The sequence below is a fragment of the Siculibacillus lacustris genome (assembly GCF_004328075.1).
Lineage (GTDB): Bacteria > Pseudomonadota > Alphaproteobacteria > Rhizobiales > Ancalomicrobiaceae > Siculibacillus > Siculibacillus lacustris.
The window spans coordinates 1-25,336 of sequence record NZ_SJFN01000004.1; the positions used below are offsets into that span (position 1 = coordinate 1).

Annotated in this window: 22 protein-coding genes; 10 read left to right on the top strand and 12 right to left on the bottom strand. The window is 69.9% G+C overall.

Going from position 1 to position 25,336, the window contains the following annotated elements:
- The coding region (locus EYW49_RS03545) for an integrase core domain-containing protein (protein ID WP_165498115.1) at positions 1–229 on the top strand (229 nt) is incomplete at its 5' end.
- A gap of 20 nt (positions 230–249) precedes the next feature.
- Positions 250–627, top strand: coding sequence for an acyl-CoA thioesterase (locus EYW49_RS03550; protein ID WP_131306262.1), 378 nt, complete (start codon positions 250–252; stop codon positions 625–627).
- Positions 628–665: 38 nt separating this feature from the next.
- Here the strand turns inward: EYW49_RS03550 and EYW49_RS03555 are convergent, their stop codons facing one another.
- The 9 genes from EYW49_RS03555 to EYW49_RS03595 all read right to left on the bottom strand — a co-directional run bounded on the left by EYW49_RS03555 (position 666) and on the right by EYW49_RS03595 (position 8,759).
- Positions 666–1,673 carry a 5-oxoprolinase subunit C family protein gene (locus tag EYW49_RS03555; RefSeq protein ID WP_131306265.1) on the bottom strand — a complete coding sequence of 336 codons (1,008 nt, stop codon included), beginning with the start codon at positions 1,671–1,673 and terminating at the stop codon, positions 666–668.
- Positions 1,670–2,392, bottom strand: coding sequence for a 5-oxoprolinase subunit B family protein (locus EYW49_RS03560; protein WP_131306268.1), 723 nt, complete (start codon positions 2,390–2,392; stop codon positions 1,670–1,672). Before EYW49_RS03560 ends, EYW49_RS03555 begins: the two co-directional genes overlap by 4 nt.
- Before the next feature lie 4 nt (positions 2,393–2,396).
- Positions 2,397–3,161 (bottom strand): LamB/YcsF family protein, encoded by a 765-nt coding sequence (locus EYW49_RS03565; RefSeq protein WP_131306271.1) that lies wholly within the window; start codon positions 3,159–3,161, stop codon positions 2,397–2,399.
- 38 nt (positions 3,162–3,199) lie between these two features.
- Complete coding sequence (locus tag EYW49_RS03570) at positions 3,200–3,907, bottom strand: ABC transporter ATP-binding protein (RefSeq protein WP_131306274.1); 708 nt, start codon at positions 3,905–3,907, stop codon at positions 3,200–3,202.
- Positions 3,897–4,631 (bottom strand): ABC transporter ATP-binding protein, encoded by a 735-nt coding sequence (locus tag EYW49_RS03575; protein ID WP_131306277.1) that lies wholly within the window; start codon positions 4,629–4,631, stop codon positions 3,897–3,899. The genes EYW49_RS03570 and EYW49_RS03575 overlap by 11 nt, the downstream gene beginning before the upstream one ends.
- A gap of 10 nt (positions 4,632–4,641) precedes the next feature.
- Positions 4,642–5,637: a branched-chain amino acid ABC transporter permease gene (locus EYW49_RS03580; RefSeq protein ID WP_131306280.1), complete on the bottom strand. Its 996-nt coding sequence runs from the start codon at positions 5,635–5,637 to the stop codon at positions 4,642–4,644.
- Entirely contained in the window at positions 5,637–6,515 is an 879-nt protein-coding gene (locus tag EYW49_RS03585) for a branched-chain amino acid ABC transporter permease (protein ID WP_131306283.1), read from the bottom strand. Before EYW49_RS03585 ends, EYW49_RS03580 begins: the two co-directional genes overlap by 1 nt.
- Positions 6,516–6,619: 104 nt before the next feature.
- On the bottom strand, positions 6,620–7,864 hold the full coding sequence (locus EYW49_RS03590) for an ABC transporter substrate-binding protein (protein WP_131306286.1): 1,245 nt from the start codon (positions 7,862–7,864) through the stop codon (positions 6,620–6,622).
- A 79-nt stretch (positions 7,865–7,943) separates the two neighbouring features.
- Entirely contained in the window at positions 7,944–8,759 is an 816-nt protein-coding gene (locus tag EYW49_RS03595) for a putative hydro-lyase (RefSeq protein WP_131306288.1), read from the bottom strand.
- Positions 8,760–8,893: 134 nt separating this feature from the next.
- On the opposite strand from EYW49_RS03595, the gene EYW49_RS03600 reads away from it, so the two are divergent.
- The 8 genes from EYW49_RS03600 (at position 8,894) to EYW49_RS03635 (ending at position 19,461) form a co-directional block, all read left to right on the top strand.
- Entirely contained in the window at positions 8,894–9,832 is a 939-nt protein-coding gene (locus EYW49_RS03600; protein WP_131306290.1) for a LysR family transcriptional regulator, read from the top strand.
- 258 nt (positions 9,833–10,090) lie between these two features.
- Positions 10,091–10,504: a DUF1236 domain-containing protein gene (locus tag EYW49_RS03605; RefSeq protein WP_131306292.1), complete on the top strand. Its 414-nt coding sequence runs from the start codon at positions 10,091–10,093 to the stop codon at positions 10,502–10,504.
- A 194-nt stretch (positions 10,505–10,698) separates the two neighbouring features.
- The gene (locus tag EYW49_RS03610; RefSeq protein WP_131306294.1) at positions 10,699–11,292 is read left to right on the top strand and encodes a DUF4337 domain-containing protein; all 594 of its coding nucleotides are present in this window, start codon (positions 10,699–10,701) and stop codon (positions 11,290–11,292) included.
- Positions 11,293–11,570: 278 nt separating this feature from the next.
- Positions 11,571–12,779 (top strand): efflux RND transporter periplasmic adaptor subunit, encoded by a 1,209-nt coding sequence (locus EYW49_RS03615; protein ID WP_407695459.1) that lies wholly within the window; start codon positions 11,571–11,573, stop codon positions 12,777–12,779.
- A 9-nt stretch (positions 12,780–12,788) separates the two neighbouring features.
- A complete protein-coding gene (locus tag EYW49_RS03620; protein ID WP_131306298.1) occupies positions 12,789–15,920 on the top strand; it encodes an efflux RND transporter permease subunit in 3,132 nt (1,043 codons plus the stop codon).
- Positions 15,921–15,924: 4 nt separating this feature from the next.
- Positions 15,925–17,415 (top strand): efflux transporter outer membrane subunit, encoded by a 1,491-nt coding sequence (locus tag EYW49_RS03625; RefSeq protein ID WP_131306300.1) that lies wholly within the window; start codon positions 15,925–15,927, stop codon positions 17,413–17,415.
- 84 nt (positions 17,416–17,499) lie between these two features.
- Positions 17,500–18,723 carry an anion transporter gene (locus tag EYW49_RS03630; RefSeq protein WP_131306302.1) on the top strand — a complete coding sequence of 408 codons (1,224 nt, stop codon included), beginning with the start codon at positions 17,500–17,502 and terminating at the stop codon, positions 18,721–18,723.
- 180 nt (positions 18,724–18,903) lie between these two features.
- Positions 18,904–19,461: a general stress protein gene (locus tag EYW49_RS03635; RefSeq protein ID WP_131306304.1), complete on the top strand. Its 558-nt coding sequence runs from the start codon at positions 18,904–18,906 to the stop codon at positions 19,459–19,461.
- A 148-nt stretch (positions 19,462–19,609) separates the two neighbouring features.
- Here the strand turns inward: EYW49_RS03635 and EYW49_RS03640 are convergent, their stop codons facing one another.
- The 3 genes from EYW49_RS03640 to EYW49_RS03650 all read right to left on the bottom strand — a co-directional run bounded on the left by EYW49_RS03640 (position 19,610) and on the right by EYW49_RS03650 (position 24,812).
- Entirely contained in the window at positions 19,610–19,768 is a 159-nt protein-coding gene (locus tag EYW49_RS03640) for a DUF3309 family protein (protein WP_131306306.1), read from the bottom strand.
- A gap of 78 nt (positions 19,769–19,846) precedes the next feature.
- Positions 19,847–20,236 carry a PRC-barrel domain-containing protein gene (locus EYW49_RS03645; RefSeq protein ID WP_131306308.1) on the bottom strand — a complete coding sequence of 130 codons (390 nt, stop codon included), beginning with the start codon at positions 20,234–20,236 and terminating at the stop codon, positions 19,847–19,849.
- 247 nt (positions 20,237–20,483) lie between these two features.
- On the bottom strand, positions 20,484–24,812 hold the full coding sequence (locus EYW49_RS03650; RefSeq protein ID WP_228259458.1) for a chemotaxis protein CheB: 4,329 nt from the start codon (positions 24,810–24,812) through the stop codon (positions 20,484–20,486).
- Between the last annotated feature and the right edge of the window lie 524 nt (positions 24,813–25,336).

Here is a 25,336-nt window from a genome sequence, read left to right on the forward strand (position 1 = left end):
GTTCACCACGCTCGCCCAGGTCCGTGCGCTGCTCGGTCGCTGGCGTGCCGACTACAACGAAGCCCGACCGCATTCTCGGCTCGGCTGGCAGACCCCGGTCGAGTTCGCCCGCACCTTCCCGCGTCGTGAGACGGCGCTGCGCAACCCGACCAGCTCCGCGCCGTCTCCCGCCGCTCACCCCGCCCCGAAGGACAATCCCAACCGTCAGAGCGAACTCCGAATTGGATAAAACTTGGGGGCAACGTCAGCATGACCCATCCCTGGATGTGCGACGCCATGGGGCACGTCAACACGCGCCACATCGTCGGGTTGTTCGACGACGCCAGCTATCGGCTGCTGATCGATCTGGCCGGGCCGACGCCGCCGGCCGACCTCGGCTGGGCCGACGTGCGCTGCCAGATCGACTATCGCGACGAGATCCGCGCCGGCACCGCCGTCGACGTGATCTCGACGATCACCGCGATCGGCACCAAGTCGCTGACCTATGCCCATGTGATGGTCGATGCGCTGACGCAAGGGGTCAAGGCCGAGGCGACGGTCGTCAGCGTCCGCTTCGATCTGGCGGCCCGCAAGGCGGTGCCGCTCGAAGCCGACTTGCGCCGGCGCGCCGAGACCTTCGGGGCCTGATCCCGGCCTCGGCGGCGGGAAGCCGCCCGGCGCGCCGATCACTCGCTCCAGGTCGAAATCAGATTACACGAGAGCAGGAATTCGGAGGTGAAGACCGTGCGGACGATCGCTTCGCGGGCGGGTCCGCCGGTGAGGCGTTCGGCGAGGGCGCGGCGGGCGGCGACCGCCTGCGTCAGGCTCACCGCCTGGAAGCGCAGGCTCGCGCCGGGGCGCAGCTGCGCCAGTCGTCCGAGATCGGCACCGATCACGTTGGCGATCTTGGGATAGCCGCCGGTCGGCTGGCGATCGGCCATCAGCACGAAGGGCAGACCGGCACCGGGCACCTGGATCGCGCCATGGGCGACGCCGTCGGAGACGATGTCGTGGCCGGCGGCATGACGCAGCGGCGTGCCGTCGAGTGCATAGGCCATGCGGTCCGAGCGCGGCGAGACGGTCCAGTCACGGGCGAGGAAGGCGGCGATCTGGTCGGCGGCGAAATGGTCGTCCTGCGGTCCGAGAAGCACGCGGATCGGCGCCGGCGACGGGTCGAGCCAGGGGGCGACGAGGCGGGCCGCGGCGGGCTCGCGCGGGCGGAGGTCGACGAGCGGCAGGACGTCGCCGGCCTCGAGGGCGCGACCGTCGAGGCCGCCGAGGCCGGAGCGAGTGTGGGTGGCCAGCGATCCGAGCACCGGAGGCAGGGCGATCCGCCCGGCGATCGCCACATAGGCCCAGGCGCCGACCGATCCCGGGCGCAGCGAGATATGGCCGCCGGCCTCGAGCCGCACGGTGGCGAGCGAGGGCAGCAACGTGCCGTCGTGACGGACGTCGAAGCCCGGGGCGATCACCGCGAGGTCGACCGCGCCGTCGCGGGCCGCGAGATCGAGACCGCCGAGCGAGACCTCGATCGCCGCCGCACCGGGCGGATTGCCGACTGCGGCATGGACGGTGGCGAAGGCGGCGGGGTCCATCGGTCCGGCGACGGTGACGCCGTGGCGCAGATGGCCGTGGCGGCCGCCGTCCTGGATCGTCACGCCGGGGCCGGCGCGTTCGACCACCAGCGCGGTCATGGCGTCGCCTCCGACCGCGCCACGACCTCGCCGGCGGCGACCCGGGCCTCGAGCGCCGCGAAGGTCGCCGCGTCGACCGCTTCGAAGCGCAGGGTGTCGCCGGCGGCGACCAGGAAGGCGGGCTCGCGGCCGAGCGCGAACATGCGTTCGGCCGAGCGGCCGATCACCCACCAACCGGTCGGCATCGGCACGCTGGCCACCGCCGCCATGCCGCCGGCGATCATGATCGCATTGGCAGGGTGGGGCGCGCGCGGCCGATCGCGGCGCGGCAGGCCGAGTTCGTCGGGCAGGCCGCCGAGATAGGCGAAGCCGGGGGCGAAGCCGTACATGTGGACACGGAAGCGCGCGGCGACGTGCAACGCGACCAGCCGCGCCGGGGTCAGTGCCAGACGGTCGGCGGCCTCGGCGAGATCCTCGGCGTGCGGCGCCTCGTAACAGGCGGGGAGGACCCAGGTCCGCAACGGCCGCGGGGTGACCTCGGCGCGGGTCTCGAGGTCGAGGATGCGGGCGACGAGGGTGTCGCGCGGGATCTCAAGCGGTTCGTAATGGACGGCGAGGGAACGGAAGGTCGGCACGCTCTCGATCACCCCGGGGACGGCCGCCGCCTGCAGGGCGACGTCGAGGGCCTGGACGCGTTCGTTGAGACCCGCGTCGATGGTGTCGCCGAATTCGACGACGAGCATCGCCTCGCCGCCGTCGAGAAACCGCAAGGGCACCATCGCCTCAGCCTCGCACGAAGGGGGCGATGGCGACCCCGGCGGCGGCGAGTTGGGCGCGGATCCGGCGGGCGGCATCGACCGCATGGGGGCCGTCGCCGTGGACGCAGATCGACTCGACCGGGGTCGGGAGGCGCCGGCCGCCGACGGTGACCACCGCCTGATCTTCGACCATGCGCAGGGCGCGCAGCGCCGCCGCGTCCGGGTCGTCGATCATCGCGCCGGGCAGGCCGCGGCGCACCAACTGGCCGTCTTCGGCATAGCCGCGGTCGGCGAAGACCTCGGCCACCACCCGCAGGCCGGCGCGCTCGCCGGCGGCCATCTGTTCGGTGAGCGCGATCGCCAGATGGACCAGGTCGCGATCGACGGCGCGGATGGCGCGGGCCACGGCGTCGGCGACGCCGCGCTCGGCAGAGGCGACGTTGGCCAGCGCCCCGTGGGCCTTGACATGGGTGATGCGATGGCCGGCGAGTGCGGCCACCGCCTGGGCGGCGCCGATCTGATAGGCGACGAGGCGCTCGATCTCGCGCTCGCTCATCGGGATGCGCCGCCGGCCGAAACCCTGGAGGTCGGCGTAGCCCGGGTGGGCGCCGACCGCGACGCCGCTGTCGCGGGCGAGCGCGAAAGTGTCGGCCATGACGTCGGGATCGCCGGCATGGAAGCCGCAGGCGACGTTGGCGGAGGTGACGATACCGAGCAGCGCGGAATCGTCGCCGCAGGTCCAGGCGCCGAAGGCCTCGCCGAGGTCGGAGTTGATGTCGACCGTGGTCATGGGGCTGTTCCTTCTCGTCTCGTCGGTGCTTCGGCCGATCACATGCCCAGATAGACGCGCCGCACCTCGGGGTCGTCCATGATCTGGCGCGCCGGCCCGTCGAGGACCACCCGCCCGGTCTGCAGGACATAGGCGCGATCGGCGATCTCCAGGCTCTCCATCAGCCGCTGCTCGACCAGGAGGACGGTCACGCCGGAATCGCGGATGACCTTGACCGCCGCGAAGATCTCGTCGACCAGTTTGGGCATGATGCCCTGGGACGGTTCGTCGAGCATCAGCAGGCGCGGCCGGCTCATCAGGGCACGGCCGATCGCCAACATCTGCTGTTCGCCGCCCGACAGGGTCGCGGCGCGCTGATCGAGCCGTTCGGCGAGCCGCGGGAACAGGCGGAACACCGTCTCGAGCGGGGCCTCGCGATCGGGCTCGCGGCGGTGCAGCCAACTGCCGAGGCGGAGGTTGTCGCGCACCGTCAGGCGCGGGAACAGGCGCTTGTTCTCCGGCACATAGGCGAGCCCGCGGCTGGTGATCAGGTGGCCGGCCAAGCGGTCGATGCGTTCGCCGGCGAAGGTGATCGTGCCCCCGCGCGGCCGCTCGAGGCCGGAGATCGACTTCAGCAGCGTCGACTTGCCGGCGCCGTTGGCCCCGGCGACGACGACGATCTCGCCTTCCGCGACGCCGATCGACACGTCGGCGACGGCGACGAGGCCGCCATAGGCGGTGGTCAGGTGGTCGACCTCAAGCAGCACGGTGGCGATCTCCCAGATAGGCGGCGATCACCCGCGGGTCGGCGACGATCTCCTTCGGTGTGCCCTCGGCCAGCACCCGGCCGAGTTCGAGCACCACGGCGCGGTCGATCAGCGGCATGACGATCTCCATCACGTGCTCGACCATGATCACGGTGATGCCCTGATCGCGCACCCGACGGATGAGTTCGACGCCCTCGCGGGCTTCCGATGGGGTCAGTCCGGTCATCACCTCGTCGAGCAGCATCAGTTTCGGCTCGGTGGCCAGCGCCCGGGCCATCTCCAGGCGGCGCTTCTCCGGCGGCGTCAACTCGCCGGCCGAGGCTTCGGCGCGCGAACCGAGACCGACGAAGTCGAGCACCTCGTGGGCGGCGTGGCGGGCGGCGCGGGTCTTGGGCCGCCGGGTCAGCGCTCCGACCAGGACGTTCTCGACCACGCTCATCGAATCGAAGCTGCGCGGCACCTGGAAGGTGCGGGCGATGCCCAGCGCGCAGCGCGCCGGGCAGGGGAGTGAGGTGATGTCGTGGCCGTCGAAGCGGATCGATCCGGCGTCGATCGGAAACGCCCCGGCGATGGCGTTGAACAGCGTCGACTTGCCGGCGCCGTTGGGGCCGATCAGTCCGAGGATCTCGCCGCGGGCGACGGTCAGGGACACGTCGGCATTGGCAGTGAGGCCGCCGAAGCGCTTGGTGACGTTGGAGACTTCGAGAAGGGGCGTTTCGGTCATGGGGTCACCTTCACCGCGAGCGTCGGGGCAGGAGGCTGAGCAGCCCCTCGGGTCGGGCCAGCGCCACCACCATGATCAGTCCGCCGTAGATGACCAGATCGAGGCCGGAGCCCGATCCGCCCATGTAGCTGCGGGTGATCTCGGTCAGCGGCACCAGCACCAGGGCGCCGACCAGCGGACCCCACAGGGTGCCGATGCCGCCGAGCACCGCCGGCAGGGCGAACAGCAGGGAGAAGCGGAAGGTCATCACGCTCTCCGGATCGATGTAGGCGACATAGGCCGCGTAGAAGCCGCCGCCGACCGCGGTGAAGGCGGCGGAGACCGCGGCGGCCGACATCTTGGAGGCGAAGACTTCGACCCCCAGGCTCTCGGCGGCCTGGACGTCGTCCTTGACCGCCCGCCACCAGTAACCCCAGGGGCTGTCCTCGATCACCCAGGTGACCAGCCAGGTGGCGGCGAACAGGCCGAGGGCGACCCAGACATAGGGCGCCTTGGCGCGGCCGAACTGCAGCGACCACCAGCCGTCGCCGGCGATCGGCCATTGGACGCCGAGGGCGCCGCCGGTGAATTCGGCGTTGTGGACGATCAGCAGGCCGATCTCGGCGATGACGATGGTGGCGATCGAGAAATAGTGGCCCTTGAGGCGGAAACACAACCGGCCGACCGCCAGTGCGGTCACCGCCGACAGTGCCGCGCCGACCACCATGCCGCCCCAGGGGGTGATGCCGTGGTTCACCCACAGGAGCGTGGTGGCATAGGCGCCGATGCCGAAATAGAGCGCGTGGCCGAGGGAGATCTGGCCGCAGTAGCCGCCGAGGATGTTCCAGCTCTGGGCCATCGCGGCATAGAGCAGGGTCAGGATCAGGACGTTGAGGAGATAGACGTCGTGGAGGGCGAAGGGCAGGGCGGCGAGCGCCGCCACGACCGGCACAGCGAGATGGAGCTGGCGGCGATGCCGGGCGGCGAAACGGCTCGGCGGCGAGGCGAGGAACGAGGTGAGGGACATCAGAGCCTCCCGAACAGGCCGCTCGGCCGGAAGAAGACGACGCCGAGATAGAGCACGTAGACGCCCATCGACTTCATCGCGGAGGGGAGCACCAGGGTGGTCGCGGCTTCGACCAGCCCGACGATCAGCCCGGCGGCGAGCGCCCCGAAGACGCTGCCGAAGCCGCCGAGCGCCACGGTGACATAAGCCACCAGCGCGAAGCCGCTGCCGACCTGGGGGTGGACGTAATAGAAGATCGCCATCACCGCACCGGCCAGTCCGACCAGACCGGCGCCGAGCGCCCAGCCGAGCGCGAAGATCTTGTTGCGGTCGATGCCGACCAGCGCCACCGCGCCCTGATCCTCGCGGGTCGCCTCCAGCGCCTTGCCGAAGTCGGTGCGGGTCATCAGAAGCCACAGCCCGGCGAAGGCGGCGAGCGAGACGACGCCGCCGAACACCTGCGGCGCCGGCAGGAACACGCCGAGGAGGTTCACCGTCTTGCCGGCGAGGAAGCTGCCGTTGATCGAGCGGTAGTCGGGCGAGAACAGGAACTGGGCGAGGCCCTGGATCAGTACCGCCAATCCGAAGGTGGCGAAGATCTGGACCATGCCGGCATTGGATTTCGCCCGCATCGCATATCGCACGATCCCGAGATAGACCAGCGCCCCGAATATCGCCATCGCCGCCACCACCAGCGGCATCAGCAGCACCGGGTCGATACCCGAGATCGCCCACAGGCCGAAGGCGGCATACATCGCCAGCATCAGCATCTCGCCATGGGCGAAGTTGACCACGTCCATCAGGCCGAAGATCAGCGACAGGCCGACTGCGATCAGGGCATAGATCAGCCCCATCAACAGTCCGCTCGCCAGGACCTGGAAGATTCCCTGCGCCGTCATGCCTCGCTCCTCGTCGCCGTCGGTCCGTCGCGGGCTCGCCGGGGCGAGCGCGAGGGCAAGGGCGGTGGCGGCCCGGCCGGAGCCGAGACGCCGCCGCCGCAAGATCAGCCGTTCATCGGCCACTTGGCGGCCTGAAGGGCGACGCCGGTCGGGTAGACGGTGACGAACTTGCCGCCGAGGTACTGGATCAGCACCGGGTCGCAGAGTTCGTTCTGGCCGTCGGCACCGAAGCGGATCGCCCGCCAGGGCATGATGGTCTGTTCGCCGGGGATGTCGGTGGCGGCGAGGGCGTCGCGGATCTTGGCGCCGTCGAGGGAGCCGGCGCGATCGATCGCATCGGCGAGAACCAACAGCGCATTGAACTGGCGCGAGGTGTTGTCGTTGAGGTCGCGGGCGGCGCGCGCCTTGAACATGTCGTTGACCACGGCGATCGACTTGCGCTTGGCGGCGAGATCGAGGGCGAAGGAGGCGCGGCTGACCAGGCCCTCGAGCCGATCGCCGACCGCGTCGAACACCGCCTTCTCGGAGAAGCCGGCGGCCTGGGCCATCATGTTCTTGGGCTTGTAGCCGAGCTCGCCCATGGTCTTGACCAGCAGCAGCGCGTCGGTGGTGTAGCTCGACGGCATCACCACGTCGGCGTCGGCGCTCTTCAGCTGCTGCACTTCCGAGGTCAACGACGGCGAATTGGCGCGATACTTGACGTCGGCGACGACCTTGTAACCGCGCTCGCCGGCGAGCTTGCGCTGGACGTTGGAGGAATCGGTGCCGAAGATGGTGTCCTCGAAGAACAGCGCGACGGTTTCGATCTTCTTGCCGGCCTTCTTCTGCTCGTCGAGGAAATCGAACATCGCCGCCGAGAACATCTCGTCGTGGGCGGCGGGGCGGAAGAAGAACTTGAGGCCGCGGCGGTGCAGGCTCGGCGACGAGCTGTCGGCGGCGACGTAGGGCAGAGCGTAGCGCTCGCAGGTCGCGCTGACGGTCGCCGAGACCGACGAATGGAAGGCGCCGACGATCGCCGTGACCTTCTCCTGGGTGATCAGGCGTTCGGCCTCGGCGCGGCCCTTCTGCGGGTCGCCCTGGTGATCGGCGAAGATCAGGCGGATCTTGGCGCCGCCGAGTTTGGGCAGCCCGGCCGTGCGGGCGGTGGGCAGATCGAGGTCGTGGACGCCGTTGACGATCTCGGCGGCGGTCTCGAGGGCATGGCGGGCGTCGACGCCGATCTGGGCATTGGCGCCCGACATCGGATAGATCGCGCCGATCACCACCTCGTCGGCGGCGGATGCGGCGCGGGCGCCGGCCATCAGCGTCAGGGCGGCGGCGCCACCGAACAGCACTTCTCTCCGATTCATCGTCTGCGATCCCTCTGTTCGAACGGTCGGCTGTGCGACGGGTTGGATTATTGCCACTCCCCTAACCGGGAGGGGCTCGTCAGATCACCGCGTAGTCGGAATTGCGCCGATCGGTCACCAGCATGGTGCCGGGCTTGTGGGTGATGGCGAAGGACGGGCGCGCCGAGGCGATCACCGATTGGGGCGTCACGCCGCAGGCCCAGAACACCGGGATCTCGTCGTCCTTCACGGTGACCGGGTCGCCGTAGTCGGGGCGGGCGAGATCGGCGATGCCGATCAGGTGCGGCAGGCCGAGATGGACCGGGGCGCCGTGCACCGCCGGGTAGCGCGAGGAGATCTGCACCGCGCGGATGGCGTGGGGCGGCCGCAGGGGGCGCATCGACACCACCATCCGGCCGGAGAACACCCCCGCCGGGGTACAGTCGATCGAGGTGCGGTACATCGGCACGCGCACGTCCTCCTCGATGTGGCGGATCGGGATGTCTTCGGCGATCAGGCCTTCTTCGAAGGAATAGGAGCAGCCGATGGCGAAGGCGACGAGATCGTCGCGCCAGAACGCGCTCGCGTCGTCGACTTCCGCCACCAGTTCGCCGTCGCGCCAGATGCGGTAGCCGGGGATGTCGCTGCGCAGGTCGAGATCGTCGCCGAGCGACGGAATCGTCCAGGCGCCGACCTCGGAGACCCCGAGCAGCGGGCAGGGCTTGGGGTTGGCCTGGCAGAAGCGCAGGAAGTCGGCCGCATAGACCGCGGGCAGCACCGCGAGATTGGCCTGGGCATGGCCGAGTGCCAGACCGGCGGTCGATCCGGTCAGCGCGCCCGAGCGGGCGGCGAGTCGTGCCGCCAGACTCGGGCGGATCGCCGGCGGGGCCGAGAGGTCGGCGAGAGGCGGGGACATGGCAATCTCCAGGGGCGGGCGCCGGTTGGGAGCCTCATTTTCGAGCATGCTCAGTTCATCACCCATCTCGATCAGGCACAAATCGTTTGTCATAATGTTTTCGATAAGGTGAGCTTATCGGCGAGGTTCCCGCGATGGCCGTCGACATCAAGTCGCTCGAGACGTTTCTGATGGTTGCGCAGCTGGCGAGCTTTCGCGGCGCGGCCGAACGCCTGCACACGACGCAGCCGGCGATCTCCCAGCGTATCGCCCAGTTGGAGGCCGATCTCGGCGTGCGCCTGCTGGTGCGCGAGAACCGCACGGTGACGCCGACGCCGAAAGGGCGGGAGCTGCTGATCTATGCCGAGAAGCTCTTGGCGCTGCGCGCCGAGATGATCGCTTCGGTCGCCGATCCGTCGGTGCATCAGGGCGTGCTGCGGCTCGGGGTGGCCGAGACGATCGTGCATACATGGCTGCCGGCGCTGGTCGAGCGGGTCGCCCGGGTGTTTCCGCGTCTGGCGCTGGAGATCGAGGTCGACATCTCGCCGAACCTGCGCGAGCGCCTGCAGACCCGCGAGATCGATCTGGCCTTCCTGATGGATACCTTCGCCGGCGAACCATTCGTGTCGCGACCGCTGTGCCGCCATGCGCTGGCCTTCGTCGCCAGCCCCAAACTGGTCGGCGAGGGCGCCACCATGACCCTCGAGGAACTGGCGCGGCATCCGATCATGACCTTCTCGCGCCGGACCAAGCCCTACGAGGCGGTCTATCAGGCGTTCAGCCGGCCCGATCTGCCGCGGGTGCGCCTGCATGCCAGCGCCTCGCTCGCCACTCTGGTGCGGATGGCCGAGGAAGGGCTCGGCATCGCGGCGATCCCGCCGGCGATCGTGCGCGACCACCTCGCCTCCGGCCGGCTGGTGCGCATCGTCACGCGGATCGGCTTTCCCGATCTGCAGTTCCGCGCCGCCTGGCTCGCCGGCAGCGACTCGCGGTCGGTCGAAGCGATCGCCGACATCGCCGCGGAAGAGGCGATCGCCGCGCAGCCGATGCTCGACGGCGACGCCGGGCGAGTGGGTGCCGACGGCGGCGCGTGAGCGCCGCGGCCGGCGCGGCACCTCGGCGCGGCCCGTCCGCCGGAGGTTGCCCCCCGGTGTGAGTAGATGCCGAGCCCATGATCCCCGACGACGTCTGTCAGTCATTGAGACGACGCCGATCCGACGGCGTTCATTCAGCGTGATTCCCGTGTCCGGGGAAGAAGACGAATTCGATTTTCTCGCCCTCGGGAGGAACCATCTGTGCTCCCGGGCGTAGATACGGTGAGATCAACCGATCGAAAACCCAGGAGTTTCCAAATGCGCACGAAGATCTTGGCCCTCACGGCCTCTCTGATGCTCGCCCTGCCCAGCGTCGCTCTCGCTCAGGGCATCGTCGGTGGCGCGGCCGAGGGCGCGGCCCAGGGCAACGACGCCGCCGGTCCGGTCGGCGGTGTCGTCGGCGGTGCGGTCGGTGCGGTGGTCGGCGGCGTCGCCGGTCTGCTCGGCGTCGAGCAGCGCCCGCGCTTCCGCGAATACGTGGTCCGCGAGCACCGCACGTCCTACGTCTACGATCAGCCGATGGCGGTCGGCGTGGTGCTGCCGGAACAGGGCATCACCTATTACGACGTCCCCAGCGAATACGGCGTGAAGGGCTATCGCTACACGGTGATCAACGATCGCCCGGTGCTGGTCGAGCCGCAGACCCGTCGGATCGTCGAAATCATCGAGTGAGCTCCGACGTCCGAACGTTCGCCGAAGGCCGCCCCGATAGGGCGGCCTTTTCGTCGTCGGCAGGGGCGTCGTTCAGGGCATCCGCCGGCGCGCGGTGATGCGCCTTGCATCGCGGCGACCGGCATGCCCGCATGGCGGCGCAGCAGCGGGGTCGAATCTCCCGCCGCGATCCCTCGCAGGACGGAGACGACCGCATGAGCGAAGCCCACGCCAGCCTGGAACATTCCGAACACGCCGGCCACGCCGCCGGCCACAACAAGCAGATCGCCCTGGTGATCGCCGTGCTGGCGCTGTTCCTGGCGTTCTCCGAGACGCTCGGCAAGAGCGCGCAGACCTCCGCTCTGAGCAGCAACGTCGAGGCCTCGAACCTGTGGGCCTTCTTCCAGGCCAAGACCATCCGCATGACGACGCTGCGCACGGCGGCGGAGAACCGCGCCCTCGACAAGATCGCCACGCCGGACGCCACGGTCCAGGCGGCGATGGCGGCGCAGATCGACGGCTGGCAGAAGACCGCGGCGCGGTACGACGACGAGCCGGCGACCGGCGAGGGACGCAAGCAGCTTGCCGCCCGCGCCACCGAGGCCGAGCACCGCCACGATCTGGCGCTGGAGCGCTATCACCATTACGAGATCGCCTCGGCGGCCTTCCAGATCGGCATCGTCCTGTGCTCGGCGACGGTGATCACCGGCATGGTGTTCCTGACCTTCCTCGCCGGCGGGCTCGGCCTGGTCGGCGTGGCCTTCACGGCGATCGGCCTGTTCGCGCCGCAAATGGTGCATCTGTTCTGAGGCCGTTGTGACCGTGGCGCCGCCGCACCAGTCGACCGATTACCGAAATTTAAGAAATTTTACCGAGCCTCGGACGAACTTCGGAAACAATTGGGGCGCATGGATCCGCAGGGCCGCCGCATCGCGGCCGGGCTTGTCGTGTGGAGTTGCCGATGTTCGTTCCCGAGTTCCTCGAATCTGTCGTGAAGACGAGCCGATGCGATCGGCCTGGGCACGATGCGGATCGGGGGGCGCCGCCGCTGCGCCGCGGTCGCGTGGTGCTCGGCGGAGTCTTCGGACTGGTGCTCGCGCTGTCCGGGCCCGTCCAGGCACAACCCGGGCCGGTGCCGCAAGGGGCGCCGCGGGTCGAGGTCGGGGTGGTGCGGCTGCATCCCCAGTCGGTGGCGATCACCGCCGAGTTGCCGGGGCGCACCACCGCGTCGCTGACCGCCGAAGTGCGTCCGCAGGTCAGCGGCATCGTACGCGAACGGCTGTTCAAGGAAGGCGGCGAAGTCGCCGCCGGCGACCTGCTCTATCAGATCGATCCCGCCTCCTATAAGGCGGCCTTCGACAGTGCGGTGGCGACGCTGCAGAAGGCGCGGGCCGCGGTGCCGAGCGCCGAGACCAAGGTCGAGCGCTACCAGACGCTGATCCGCCAGAACGCCGTCGCCAAGCAGGATCTCGACGATGCCGCGGCGACGCTGGCCCAGGCCCAGGCGGCGGTCGCGGTGGCCGAGGCCGATCTCGCCACCGCCCGCATCAATCTCGACTACACCTCGGTCCGCGCGCCGATCGGCGGCCGCATCGACAAGTCGAGCCTGACGCCCGGGGCCCTGGTGACCGCCGGCCAGACCACGGTGCTGACCACCATCCGCACCATCGATCCGATCAACGTCGACATCATCCAATCGAGCCGGCGCCTGCTCGATCTCACCACGGCGATCGCCGCCGGCAAGGTGCGCATCGCCGGCGACAACGTCCGGGTCAAACTCAAGCTCGAGAACGGCGCGATCTATGCCCAGACCGGCACGCTCGCCTTCGCCGAGGCCAACGTCAACCAGACGACCGGCACCTATACGCTGCGCGCCCAGTTCCCCAATCCCGAGCGGCTGCTGCTGCCCGGCACCTATGTCCGGGCGATCGTCGAGGAAGGCATCGCCGAGAACAGCTTCCTGGTGCCGCAGCGGGCGGTCGGGCACAATTCCAAGGGCCAGGCGACGGCGCTGTTCGTCGACAAGGACGACAAGGTCCAGGAACGGGTGCTGCAGGTCGCCGATGCGATCGGCAACAGCTGGCGCGTCCAGGAGGGCATCGCCGACGACGATCGGGTGATCGTCGAAGGGTCGCAGCGCGCCCGTCCGGGCAGCGTCGTGCGGACCGTCGAGGTGGTGATCGACGACCGCACCGGCGAAGTCGTGCAGCGCAAGGAAGGGGCGTCGACCGGTCAGTCGACGACCGACGTCGCGACCTCCGACGGCCGCCCGCGTCCCACCGCCGGCGCCAACTGAGGTCACGACATGTCCCGTTTCTTCATCGACCGGCCGATCTTCGCCTGGGTTCTGGCGATCGTGGTGATGCTCGCCGGTCTCCTGGCGGTCAACACGCTGTCGGTCTCGCAATATCCGCAGATCGCCCCGACCACCGTCCGGATCACCGCCAACTATCCCGGGGCGGACGCCCAGACGGTCGAGAATTCGGTGACCAAGGTCATCGAACAGGGCATGACCGGCATCGACAATCTCGATTTCATGACCTCGACCTCGACCTCGACCGGTCAGGCGACGATCACCCTGACCTTCACCAGCGCCGCCAATCCCGACGTGGCGCAGATGCAGGTACAGAACAAGCTGCAGCTCGTGACCTCGCAGCTGCCGCAGATCGTCCAGTCGACCGGCATGACCGTCAACAAGACGTCGAGCGGCTTCCTGATGGTCGCGAGCTTCGTCTCGACCGACGGCAAGATGAACACCAGCGATCTGTCGGACTTCATCGACGCCACCCTCAACGACACGCTGAAGCGGGTCGACGGCGTCGGCGAGACCCAGATCTTCGGCTCGAGCTACGCCATGCGCATCTGGCTCGATCCCGACAAGCTGTCGAAATACGCCCTGATGCCGGGGGACGTCGCCGCGGCCCTCCAGGCTCAGAACACCCAGATCTCGGCCGGTCAGCTCGGCGGCCTGCCGGCGGTTCCGGGCCAGCAGCTCAACGCCACGATCACCGCGCGCTCGCGCCTGCAGACGCCGGAGCAGTTCCGCTCGATCATCCTGAAGAGCAACACCGACGGCTCGGTGATTCGCGTCGACGACGTCGCGACCGTCGAACTCGGCGCCCGCAACTACACCAACACCAGCATCTACAACGGTCTGCCGGCCTCGGGTCTGGCGATCAGCCTGGCCACCGGCGCCAACGCGATCAAGACCGCGCAGGCGGTGCAGGCGGCGATCGACCGGCTGAAGAGCACGTTCCCGCAGAACGTCGAGGTGGTCTACCCCTACGACACCACGCCCTTCGTGCGGCTGTCGATCCAGGAGGTGGTGAAGACCCTGATCGAGGCGATCGTCCTGGTGTTCGTGGTGATGCTGGTGTTCCTGCAGAACATCCGCGCCACGCTGATCCCGACCCTGGCGGTGCCGGTGGTGCTGCTCGGCACCTTCGGGGTGCTGGCGGCGGCGGGCTATTCGATCAACACGCTGACCATGTTCGCGATGGTGCTGGCGATCGGCCTGCTCGTCGACGACGCCATCGTGGTGGTCGAGAACGTCGAACGGGTGATGACCGAGAAGGGTCTCAGTCCCCGCGAAGCGACGATCGAATCGATGTCGGAGATCACCGGCGCGCTGGTCGGCATCGCCACGGTGCTGTCGGCGGTGTTCGTGCCGATGGCCTTCTTCGGCGGCTCGGTCGGGGTGATCTATCGCCAGTTCGCGGTGACCATCGTCTCGGCGATGGTGCTGTCGGTGCTGGTGGCGCTGATCCTGTCGCCGGCGCTGTGCGCCTCGATCCTCAAGCGCCCGGCCGATCATGCCTCCGGGCGCGGGCTGTTCGGGATGTTCAACCGCGGCTTCGAGCGCACCACCACGGCCTATCACGCCGGCGCCGGCCGGGTGGTCAAGCGCTCGGTGCTGTTCCTGCTGGTCTATGCGGCGATCGTCGGCGCCGTCGCGGTGCTGTTCGTGCGCCTGCCCAGTTCGTTCCTGCCGGAAGAGGATCAGGGCATCCTGATCACCTCGGTGCAGTTGCCGGTCGGGGCGACCCAGGACCGGACGATCCGCGCCGTCGACGAGGTCTCGGCGTGGTATCGCAAGGACGAGGGCAAGGCGGTCCAGGGCGTGCTGGCGGTGGTCGGCTTCGGCTTCGGCGGGCAGGGCCAGAACGTCGGCATCGTGTTCGTGCGGCTGCGCGACTTCGAGGAGCGCAAGACGCCGGAACTGTCGGCGGCCGCGGTGGCGCGCCGGGCGATGGGGCATTTCGCCACGACCCGCGACGCGCAGATCTTCGCCATGGCGCCACCGGCGATCCAGGGCATGGGCAACAGCAACGGCTTCGATTTCTATCTGAAGGACGTCGCCGGGGCCGGCCACGATCGCCTTATGCAGGTGCGCAACCAGTTCCTCGCCGCCGCGGCCGGCGACCGCTCGCTGGTCGGCACGCGCCCCAATGGTCAGGAGGACACGCCGCAGTTCTCGGTCGACATCGACCAGGACAAGGCCAGCGCCTTCGGCCTGTCGCTGGCCGACGTCAACACCACGCTGTCGACCGCCTGGGGTTCGGACTACGTCAACGACTTCATCGACCGCGGCCGGGTCAAGCCGGTCTATCTCCAGGCCGCCGCGCCGTTCCGCCGCCAGCCCGAGGACCTCGACCGCTGGCACGTGCGCAACGGCTCGGGCGAGATGGTGCCGTTGTCGGCCTTCGTCTCCAACCACTGGACCTACGGCTCGCCGCGGCTCGAACGCTACAACGGCTCGGCCGCCGTCGAGATCCTCGGCGCGGCCGCGCCGGGCGTGTCCTCGGGCACGGCGATGACCGCGATCGACGCGCTCGCCGCCGCGCTGCCGGGCGACTTCTCCCACGAATGGACCGGCCTGTCGGCGCAGGAGCGCCTGTCGGGCAATCAGGCGACCTCGCTCTATGCGATCTCGGTGCTGGTGGTGTTCCTGTGCCTGGCCGCGCTCTACGAGAGCTGGTCGATCCCCTTCGCGGTGATGCTGTCGGTGCCGATCGGCATCTTCGGGGCGCTCGGGGCGGCGATGCTGTTCGGCCAGACCAACGACGTCTATTTCAAGGTCGGCCTGCTCACCACCATCGGGCTGGCGGCCAAGAACGCCATCCTGATCGTCGAGTTCGCGCTGGAACGCCAAGCCGCCGGGCAGCCGCTGATCGAGGCGACGCTCGCCGCGGCGCGGCAACGGCTGCGGCCGATCCTGATGACCTCGCTCGCCTTCGCCCTCGGTGTGATGCCGCTGGCGCTGGCCTCGGGGGCGGGATCGGGGGCGCAGAATTCCATCGGCATCGGCGTGCTCGGGGGTATGATCGCCGCGACGGTGATCGGCGTGTTCTTCGTGCCGCTGCTGTTCGTCACCGTGCGCCGGCTCTTTCCGGGCAAGCTTCCTCCGAACGGAACGGTCGCCGACCATGACATCTGACCCCATGACGTCGCCCGCCAGCCGCCGCTCGACCCGGACCGGGGCGGCCGCCGCCTTCCTCGCCCTGCTGCTCTCCGGCTGTGCGGTCGGTCCCGACGCGACCTCCACCGACATCGCCCTGCCGGCCCATTGGCAGCGCGGCGGCGACGGGCGGTCGGTGACCCCCGAGGCGCTCGGCGAATGGTGGCGCGACTTCCGCGACCCGCAGCTCGACTCGCTGGTGGCGCGGGCGGTCGAGGGCAATCTCGACGTCGCCAGCGCCAAGGCGAAGATCCGCGAAGCCCGCGCCCTGCGGCGCGAGGCGGTCGGCGGGTTGCTGCCGAGCCTCGATGCGTCCGCCACGGCGCTGCGCCGGCAGACCGCCGGCAAGCCGACGGTCGTCTCCGATCTGTTCCAGGGCGGCCTCGACGCCTCCTGGGAGATCGACCTGTTCGGGGCCAATGCCCGCGGCGTCGAAGCCGCGACCGCCAACACGGCTGCGACCCGCGACGATCTCGACGCCGTGCTGCTGACCCTGGTCGGCGACGTCACGGCGACCTATGTCGAGGTCCGCGGTACCCAGGCGCGGATCGGGCTCGCCGAGCGCACCGCCCGGTCGCAGCGCCAGACGGCGGCGTTGACCCGCAGCAAGTTCGAAGCCGGGTCGGCCTCGGCGGTCGACACCGCCAAGGCGGAAGCGACCGCGGCGACCACCGAGGCGGGGATTCCGTCGCTGCAGACCACGCTGGCGCAGTCGGTCCATCGCCTGTCGATCCTGACCGGTCAGGCGCCGGGGGCGCTGGCCGGGGAACTGCGCCGCGACGGGGCGATTCCGTCGCCGCGTCGTGCCCTGCCCAAGGGCATTCCCGCCGACGTGCTGCACAACCGACCCGACGTGCGCGCCGCCGAGCGGCGGCTGGCGGCCTATACCGCCAAGCTCGGGGTGGCCGAAGCGGCGCTCTATCCGAGCATTTCGCTGACCGGGGCGATCTCGACCTCGGCGACCCGGCTCGGCGATCTCGGGCGGGCCTCGACGATCGCCTGGTCGTGGGGGCCGAGCATCACTCTGCCGATCTTCCGGGGCGGAACGCTGGTCGCCGCCCGCGACGCCGCCGCGGCGGTGCGCGACGAGTTCCTGCTGGCCTGGCGCTCGGCGGTGCTGACCTCGCTCGAGGACGTCGAGAACGCCCTGGTGGCGCTCGCCGACGAGCGGGTGCGGGCGCGGCGTCTGGGCAGCGCGACCGACAATTCGCGCCGCGCCGCGACGCTGTCGCGGGCTCTCTATCAGTCGGGCTCGGCGAGTTTCCTCGACGTGCTCGACGCCGAGCGCTCGCTCTACACCGCCGAAGACGCCCTGCTGCTCAGCCGGATGACGATCGCCACCGATCACATCGCGCTGGCCAAGGCGCTCGGCGGCGGCTGGCGCCGACCGGTCGACACGGTGACGCCGGCGGTGGTCGACGTCGACACCGGTCCCCATCTCGCCGCCCCGGTCGTCGCCCCGACGGAGCTCTGAGGGCAAGCGTTCGTGCCGCCGGAACTTTGGCCGACGGGCCGACGTTCCGTCCTGCGGGGATTCTCTCCGACCGAAGGGCCGCCGATGATCGCCGCCATCCTGATCTTTGCCGTGACCTATCTGGTGATGGCCGTCGGCAAGCTGCCGGGCTGGCGGCTCGACCGCGCCGGCGCGGCGCTGCTCGGGGCGGCACTGATGGTCGGCTGCGGCGTGCTGACCCTCGACGAGGCCTATCGGGCGATCGACATGGAGACGATCACCCTGCTGCTCGGCATGATGATCGTCGTCGCCAATCTGCGCCTGTCGGGCTTCTTCCGGCTGGTCAACGGCTTCGTGGTGGCCCGCGCCGGGCGGCCGATCGTCCTGCTGATCGCGGTCGTGCTGGTCACCGGCATCCTCTCGGCGTTCCTGGTCAACGACACCATCTGCCTGGTCATGACGCCTCTGGTGATCGACGTGGTCCGCCGGCTCGACCGCGATCCGGTGCCCTATCTGCTCGCCGTGGCGCTCGCCTCCAACGCCGGCAGCGTCGCGACGGTGACCGGCAATCCACAGAACATGATCATCGGTTCGCTGTCGCACATTCCCTACGGCACCTTCGTCGGGACGCTGGCGCCGGTCGCGGCGGTCGGGCTGATCCTCACCGTGGTCCTGATCGCGGTGGTCTACCGCGCGGAGTTCCTGACGCGGCAGCGGTTGGTGGCCGTCGCGCCGCAACCGAGCCGTCACCACAGCTCCCTGGTGTGGCGCTCGGTGCTCACCGTGGTGGCGATGATCGGGCTGTTCTTCTTCGGCTGGCCGATCGCCGAGGTGGCGATCCTCGGCGGCGCGCTGCTCCTGGTGACCCGCCGGGTCAAGCCGGAGAAGGTCTATTTCGACATCGACTGGCCGCTGCTGGTGATGTTCATCGGCCTGTTCGTGGTGGTCGCCGGCGTCGAGAAGACGGTGCTGACGCCGCAGGCGATCGCCGCGGTCGGGCAGCTCGACCTCGCCCGCGTGCCGATCCTCGCGGGGGTGACCGCGGTGCTGTCGAACATCGTCAGCAACGTCCCGGCGGTGCTGGTGCTCAAACCCTTCGTCGTCGACCTCGCCGATCCGATCCGGGCCTGGCTCACCATCGCCATGGCCTCGACGCTCGCCGGCAACTTCACGCTGATCGGCTCGGTGGCCAATCTGATCGTCGCCCAGCGGGCCCGCCGCGACGGCATCGTGCTCGGTTTCTGGACCTATTTCGGGGTCGGGGCGCCGCTGACGGTGCTGTCGATCGCCTTCGGGATGGCGTGGATGGCGGCGCCCGGAGTGCCTTGAGGGAGGGCGCGGCGCGCGTCCCTCTCGAGTACATTCCGAGCCTGCCCCGCCACCGCCGACTGCGCTTAGGGTCGGACGCTTCGGGTGGCGCGGCGAGTGGCCGATCTCCCCCGGGTCCCGAACCGCCGCGGCGCAGACGGGGCCAGGATCGGTGACGGCGCCTCTCGCGAGGAGGACTCAATGGACAACACCAATTCCGTCGTCGCGGTCTTCGACGAACATGCCGCCGCCGAAGCTGCGGTCCTGAAGCTGACCGCCGCCGGCATCGACATGAAGAACCTCAGCGTCGTGGGCAAGGGCTACCACAGCGAAGAAAAAGTGGTCGGTTTCTACAACGTCGGCGACCGGATCAAATTCTGGGGGGTCCGGGGGGCCTTCTGGGGTGGGCTGTGGGGTCTGTTCTTCGGCGGCCTGTTCCTCACCTTGCCCTTCGTCGGGCATGTGGTGGTGCTCGGCTATCTCGCCGCCAGCCTGATCGCCGCGCTGGAGAATGCCGCCGTGGTCGGCGGGCTCAGTGCGCTCGGCGCCGGCCTCTACGGGCTCGGCATCCCCAAGGACAGCGTGATCGAATACGAGGCGGCGGTGCGCGCCGACGGCTTCCTGGTGATGGCCCACGGCAGCGCCGACGACATCGCCCGCGCCAAGGCGATCCTGGGGAGCGAGGCGCCGAGCCGGCTCGACGTGCATGCCAACGACAAGGGTTCGACCGGACACTCCGCCTTCGCCGCGGCGGTGTGAGGCCGGCATCGCCGGGCGCGCGCCGGCGCCGGTCCACGCCGGCAACCGGGAGGAACACGAGACCCCGGGCGGAGCCGTCGGCTTCTCCCGGGGTCTCGTTCCGTCGGACGGTCGGTGGCTTCGGCGGCGCGGCGAGGCGCGCGCCGGATCACAGACGTCCGAGCAGCAGCAGGACGATGACGACCACGATGATCAGGCCGAGGCCGGAGCTGGGGTAGTAGCCCCAGTTGGCGCTGTGCGGCCAGGTCGGCAGGGCGCCGACCAGGAACAGGACGAGGACGACGAGAAGGATGGTGCCGATGTTCATGGGGAGACTCCTCGGGCGGGACGGAGGGAGGTCGGGGCGAGGGCGTCGGCGGATCCGACGCGCCCGGCGACCGGGCGATCACTCGGCGTAGAGATAGCCGGGCAGGAGACGCAGCGACTCGCGGGTGGCGCCGGGCAGGCGCAGATCGCGGTTCTTCACTTCGAGGGCGGAGGCGAGCACCACCACGTAATGGGTGCCGACGCCGAGGAAGCCGCCGACCGAGAGGACCGCATAGGGCACCTTGCCGTCGGCGGTGACGATCAGGTCGTCGACGGTGCCGATCTTCTCGCCGGTCTCGCCGACCACCGCGGCGCCGACGATCTTGGTGGTGCGCCAGCCGGTGGCGAGGGTCGCCGGGTCGATCTTGGTCAGCGCCAGGGTCTGCGGCACGCCCTGGGCCTGGACCGGGGTGGCGAGAGCGGCGGCGACGGCGGCGGCGCAGGCGGCGAGAACGAACGTGCGGGTCATGACTCTGCCTTCGGTGGTGTCGACGGACGTCCGCGTCGGGGAGACCGGCGGTCGCGTCGGGGCCGGCGGGGCGCCGGCGGCCGTGGATCGAGGCCTTCCGCCGGAGCGGCGGCGAGCCTCGATCACGGCCGCGACGGGCGGCCCAGCGTCATCATGGGCCGACGGCGACGGTGGCGGCAGGATCGGAATGTACTCGAGGGGGCGCGGCGATCCCGGCGGATTACGGCGGGCGCCGGGCGGCCGCGCTTCAGTCGGCCTCGCCGTCGCCGGCGGCGAGGGCCAGACGGGCCAGCGCCGGCAGCGACTTGGTGCCGGTCTTGCGCATGATCGAGGCGCGGTGGTTCTCGACGGTGCGCTGGCTGATGCCGAGGTCGGCGGCGATGTTCTTGCTCGGGTGGCCGGCCAGGACGAGGTTCATGATCTGATGCTGGCGCGGCGTCAGCACCGCGACATGGTCGGCGGCGAAACTGCGCCAGGCGGCGAGCTTGCCGATGTCGCGGGCCTGATCGAGGGCGCGCTCGACGCTGGCCAGCAACTCGCCGCGGCCGATCGGCTTCTCGATGAAGTCGGAGGCGCCGGCCTTCATCGCCGCGACCGCCATCGGCACGTCGGAGTTGCCGGTGATCATGATCGACGGCAGGTTGCGGCCGTCCTCGCGCAGCCGCGCCAGGAGCTCCAGCCCGCTCATGCCGGGCAGGTAGGCGTCGATCAGCAGGCAGGATTCCGCGCTCGGTCGATGGGCGGCGAGGAAGGCCTCGCAGGAGGCGAAGTCGCGGACGGTGACGCCCTCGGCCTCCAGCACGTCGCGCAGGGCGGTGCGGACGCCGTCGTCGTCGTCGACCACCCAGACGGTCGGGGCGGGGCGCCCGGAGGCGGCGGTGATCGCCGGACGCGGGACGACGGCGGCGTGCGAGGCCGCGGCGGCGCCGAGCACGCGGTCGACGATCGCCAGCAGTTCGGGGAGCCGCACCGGCTTGTCGATGTGGATGCAGTCGTGGAGGGCGATGTCGCGCAAGGTGGCGGTCGAGATGTCGCCGGTCAGGACGATCACCGGCAGGCGGCGGCCGAGCATCTCGCGCAGCGCCGCGGCGACCTGGAGGCCGTTCATGCCGCGCGGCAGGTTGAAGTCGGCGAGCAACAGGTCGGGGTGGATGGTGCCGCCGGCGACCAGCGCCAGGGCGGTCGGCCCGTCGGCGCCGGCGGCGACGTGATGGCCGCGACCCTCGAACAGCTGCACCAAGAGTTCGCGCACCTCCGGATCGTCCTCGACGATAAGCACGCCGCCGGCCCGCGGCGGGGCGGCGGCGGTGTCGACGAGGCTCGGATGGCGCGCCGGCGGGCGCATCACTGCGACGTCGTGGGGCGACCGGGCGATCGACAGGGCGAAGGTCGAGCCGCGGCCGGGGTGCGAGTGCACGGTGACGGCGTGGCCGAGCAGTTCGCCCAGCCGCCGGACGATCGACAGGCCGAGCCCGAGGCCGCGGCTGTGTTCGCGCGCGGTGTTGTCGACCTGATGGTATTCCTCGAAGATCGCCTCGATCTGGTCGTCGGCGATGCCGATGCCGGAGTCGTGGACTTCGATCACCAGGCCGTCGCGGCGGTGGCGGCAGCCGACCAGCACCTTGCCCTTGGGCGTGTATTTGATCGCGTTGGCGATCAGGTTGCGCAGCATCTGTTCGAGCAGGCGCGGATCGCTGGCGATCACCCGCCGGCAGCCGACCACCTTCAACACCAGGCCCTTGGCCTGGGCATGATAGGTGAATTCGTCGCGCAGGCGGTCGAGCAGGCGGTCGATCGGGAAGGCCACGACCTCGGCCTGGACGGTTCCCGCCTCGATCTGGTTCATGTCGAGGAGGGTGTTGATCATCCCGGTCATGGCGGCCAGCGTCTCGTCGAGACGGGTCACCAGCCGCACCGCCTTCTCGCCCTCGACGGTCTGGGCGAGCAGCCCCTGCAACAGGCACAGCGTCTGCAGCGGCTGTCGCAGGTCGTGGCTGGCGGCGGCGAGGAAGCGCGACTTGGCGACGTTGGCGAGGTCGGCCTGGCGTTTGGCCGCCTCCAGCGCTTCGGCGTTGTGCTTGCGCTGGGTGATGTCGACGAAGGTGATGACCACGCCGGCGACCTGGTCGTCGAGGGTGCGATAGGGCAGGACGCGGCGCAGGAACCACACGCCGCTGCGGGTCTCGATCTCGCGCTCGATCGGGGTCAGGGCCCTGAGCACCCGCGCGGCGTCGCTGGCCAGAGCGGCATCGGCAGACAGCGAATGGAGGTCGGCGAGCGGCCGGCCGACGTCGCCGGGGATCACCGCGAACAGCGACTTGGTGGCCGGCGTGAAGAAGCGGATGGCGAGATCGAGATCGAGAAAGATGGTCGCGACGTCGGTCGAATAGAGCACGTTCTGGAGATCGTTGGAGGTGGTCCGCTGGCGCTCCAGCGTCTCCTGCAATTGACTGTTGAGGGCGGTCAGCTCCTCGTTGAGCGACTGCAGCTCCTCCTTGGAGGTCAGCAGTTCCTCGTTGGAGGACTGGTACTCCTCGTTGATCGACAGGGCCTCTTCGTTGATCGCCTTCTGCTCCTCGCTGGAAAGCTCGAGGTTGCGGACCGCATCGCCGAGGTCCTTGCGCGTCGCCTCGAGGTCGCGTTCCAGCTCGGCGACTCGCGGCAGATCCTCGGCGGGGATCGCGCTCGCCGGGCGGGCGGCGTCCCGCAGGGCGTCGAGGAAACAGACCAGCAGCAACGTCTCGCCTTCGTAGGCGAGCGGCTGCAGTTCGATGGAGAAGGTGCGCTCGACGCCGGCCTCGTCCCGGCGACCACCGCCGACCACCACCGGTGCGGCCTCGCGCAGCGCCTGCACCACCGCCGCCTCGAACCGCGACCTGAGGTTCTGCGGCATCATCGCGACGAGATCATGGGACGGGTAGCCGGGTGGGACGCGCAGGTAGCGATCGGTGGGGCCGAGCGAATAGAGGCATTCGTGCTTGCGGTTGATCAACACCGCGGCCGGGGCGTAGGTCTCCATCACCTGTCGGCGGCAGAGATCGGCGAGGGCCATGCGGCGACCCTGGAGCTGGTCGGGTTCGCGCCGCGGCGGGCCGCGACCGGAGTCCGGCGGGGGCAGGGCGAAGGCGACGCCACCGGCGCGACTGCGGCCGGTGCGGCGATAGAGGCGCTCGGCCTTGGACGTCACCTCGAAGGATCCGTCGCCGGCGGCGATGGTCTCGGCGTTGCCGAGCAACAGGATGCCGCCGTCGCGCAGCGCGAAGTGGAACAGCGCGACGACCTTGGTCTGCGCTTCGGGGCCGAGATAGATCAGCAGGTTGCGGCAGGAGATCATGTCGAGGCGGGAGAACGGCGGATCGATCAGCACGTCCTGGACGGTGAAGACCACGGCGGCGCGCAGTTCCGGCGACACGCGATAGCCGTGGGCGACCTTGACGAAGAAGCGGGTGAGGCGCTCCGGCGACACGTCGGCGACGATGGTTTCGGGATAGAAGCCCTCGCGGGCGGTCGCCACCGCATCGGCGTCGACGTCGGAGGCGAAGACCTGGAGCTCGAGCTTGTGCAGGGTGGCGCCGTCCTGTTCGAGGAACAGCATCGCCAGGGAATAGGCCTCTTCGCCGGTGCTGCAGCCGGCGATCCAGATCCGCAGCGGGTGTCCCGCCACCCGGTCGCGCACCAGGGCGGGGACGACCCGCTCGGCGACCGCCGCGAACACCTCGGGGTCGCGGAAGAAGCGGGTGACGTTGATCAGCAGATCCTTGGCGAGCAGATCGAGTTCGCCGTCGTCGCTGCGCAGGCGTTCGAGATAACGGTAGACGTCGCCGCTGCGCAGCCCGCCGACGCCCATGCGGCGCTCGATCCTCCGGCGCAGCGTGCCCGTCTTGTAGAGCGTGAAATCGTGGGCGGTGCGGGTGCGCAGGAGAGCGACGATCTCGGGCAGGCGCGCCTGGACGCTCGGGGGCAGCACGACCGGCTCGCGAGCTGCGCCGCTGCCGTGGATGTGGTCGGCGAGCGCCGCGGGGATGGCGGCGAGTCCGGCGATCTGATCGACCAGGCCGGTGGCGATGGCGGCGCGCGGCATGCCGTCCCAGCCCGCCTCGGCGGGGTCCTGGACCAGCACCAGGCCGCCGGCCTCGTGGATCGAGACGAGCCCGAGGCTGCCGTCGCTGCCGCTGCCCGACAGGACGATGCAGGCGGCGCGCGATCCGCAGGCACTCGCGAGCGAATGCAGCAGGAAGTCGAAGGGCAGGCGGGCGCCGTGGCGCTCCAGCGGTTCGGAGAGGTGGAGACAGCCGCCGGCGACCGCGAGATGGCGGCCGGGCGCGATCACATAGAGATGTTCGGCGGCGATCGGCATGCCTTCGGTCGCCTGAACCACGGTCATCGAGGTGTGGCCGCCGAGCAGGTCGACCATCAGGCTGGCGTGATTGGGCTCGAGATGGAGGACCAGCACGAAGGCGGCGCCGGTCTTGGCCGGCAGCACCCGCAACAGGTTGCGGACCGCCTCGAGGCCGCCCGCCGAGGCGCCGATTCCGACGATCGCGAGATCGCCGTCGGGCCGCGCCGCGGCGTCCACGGGCGGGCTTCCGCCGGCGGGCGTCCGCCGGGGCGTCGCGGCCGGACGAGGGGGAGTTCGGGGCATGGGACGATCTCGGGGCGCCTTCGGGACGGTGGGTGCCGGACGCAATCATAGCATGAATACCAGCACCTCGCCCGAAATTCGGAGCCGATTCCGCGGTGGCATATCCAAAGTGTCATAGAACAATTCGGCCCGACGTTGCGTCATGCCTCGGTTTCGGTACGATCGTCGCCCGCCGGAGACCGGCAATGATTTCAGTCCGACATTCCACCGTCGAAGGTTCGTCTGATCGGGCGGCGGGTTCGATTTTCCGAGACGAGCGATGACGGAGCGAAGACGATCCGCGCGAGGATCGCAGGTCGGCCCGCCGCGGCCCGGCGAGGGGCGGTCCGGCGCGGGCGGGGGCGTCGAAAACCGATTGAGTAGTTTCCGATCCTGCCGGCTCGCTCGGGCCCTGCGCTAAGATCTCCTCCGAAATCTTCTCGATCCGCACCGCTGGTCGCGTCGGTCGCCGTCGGCGA

Bases quoted from the DNA above. Each gene is read 5' to 3' on its own strand.
- EYW49_RS03575 (WP_131306277.1), bottom strand. From the start codon at position 4,631: ATGACCGAAACGCCCCTTCTCGAAGTCTCCAACGTCACCAAGCGCTTC.
- EYW49_RS03610 (WP_131306294.1), top strand. From the start codon at position 10,699: ATGAGCGAAGCCCACGCCAGCCTGGAACATTCCGAACACGCCGGCCAC.
- EYW49_RS03625 (WP_131306300.1), top strand. From the start codon at position 15,925: ATGACGTCGCCCGCCAGCCGCCGCTCGACCCGGACCGGGGCGGCCGCC.
- EYW49_RS03635 (WP_131306304.1), top strand. From the start codon at position 18,904: ATGGACAACACCAATTCCGTCGTCGCGGTCTTCGACGAACATGCCGCC.
- EYW49_RS03585 (WP_131306283.1), bottom strand. From the start codon at position 6,515: ATGACGGCGCAGGGAATCTTCCAGGTCCTGGCGAGCGGACTGTTGATG.
- EYW49_RS03550 (WP_131306262.1), top strand. From the start codon at position 250: ATGACCCATCCCTGGATGTGCGACGCCATGGGGCACGTCAACACGCGC.
- EYW49_RS03640 (WP_131306306.1), bottom strand. From the start codon at position 19,768: ATGAACATCGGCACCATCCTTCTCGTCGTCCTCGTCCTGTTCCTGGTC.
- EYW49_RS03560 (WP_131306268.1), bottom strand. From the start codon at position 2,392: ATGGTGCCCTTGCGGTTTCTCGACGGCGGCGAGGCGATGCTCGTCGTC.
- EYW49_RS03605 (WP_131306292.1), top strand. From the start codon at position 10,091: ATGCGCACGAAGATCTTGGCCCTCACGGCCTCTCTGATGCTCGCCCTG.
- EYW49_RS03590 (WP_131306286.1), bottom strand. From the start codon at position 7,864: ATGAATCGGAGAGAAGTGCTGTTCGGTGGCGCCGCCGCCCTGACGCTG.
- EYW49_RS03580 (WP_131306280.1), bottom strand. From the start codon at position 5,637: ATGTCCCTCACCTCGTTCCTCGCCTCGCCGCCGAGCCGTTTCGCCGCC.
- EYW49_RS03645 (WP_131306308.1), bottom strand. From the start codon at position 20,236: ATGACCCGCACGTTCGTTCTCGCCGCCTGCGCCGCCGCCGTCGCCGCC.
- EYW49_RS03630 (WP_131306302.1), top strand. From the start codon at position 17,500: ATGATCGCCGCCATCCTGATCTTTGCCGTGACCTATCTGGTGATGGCC.
- EYW49_RS03565 (WP_131306271.1), bottom strand. From the start codon at position 3,161: ATGACCACGGTCGACATCAACTCCGACCTCGGCGAGGCCTTCGGCGCC.
- EYW49_RS03620 (WP_131306298.1), top strand. From the start codon at position 12,789: ATGTCCCGTTTCTTCATCGACCGGCCGATCTTCGCCTGGGTTCTGGCG.
- EYW49_RS03600 (WP_131306290.1), top strand. From the start codon at position 8,894: ATGGCCGTCGACATCAAGTCGCTCGAGACGTTTCTGATGGTTGCGCAG.
- EYW49_RS03555 (WP_131306265.1), bottom strand. From the start codon at position 1,673: ATGACCGCGCTGGTGGTCGAACGCGCCGGCCCCGGCGTGACGATCCAG.
- EYW49_RS03595 (WP_131306288.1), bottom strand. From the start codon at position 8,759: ATGTCCCCGCCTCTCGCCGACCTCTCGGCCCCGCCGGCGATCCGCCCG.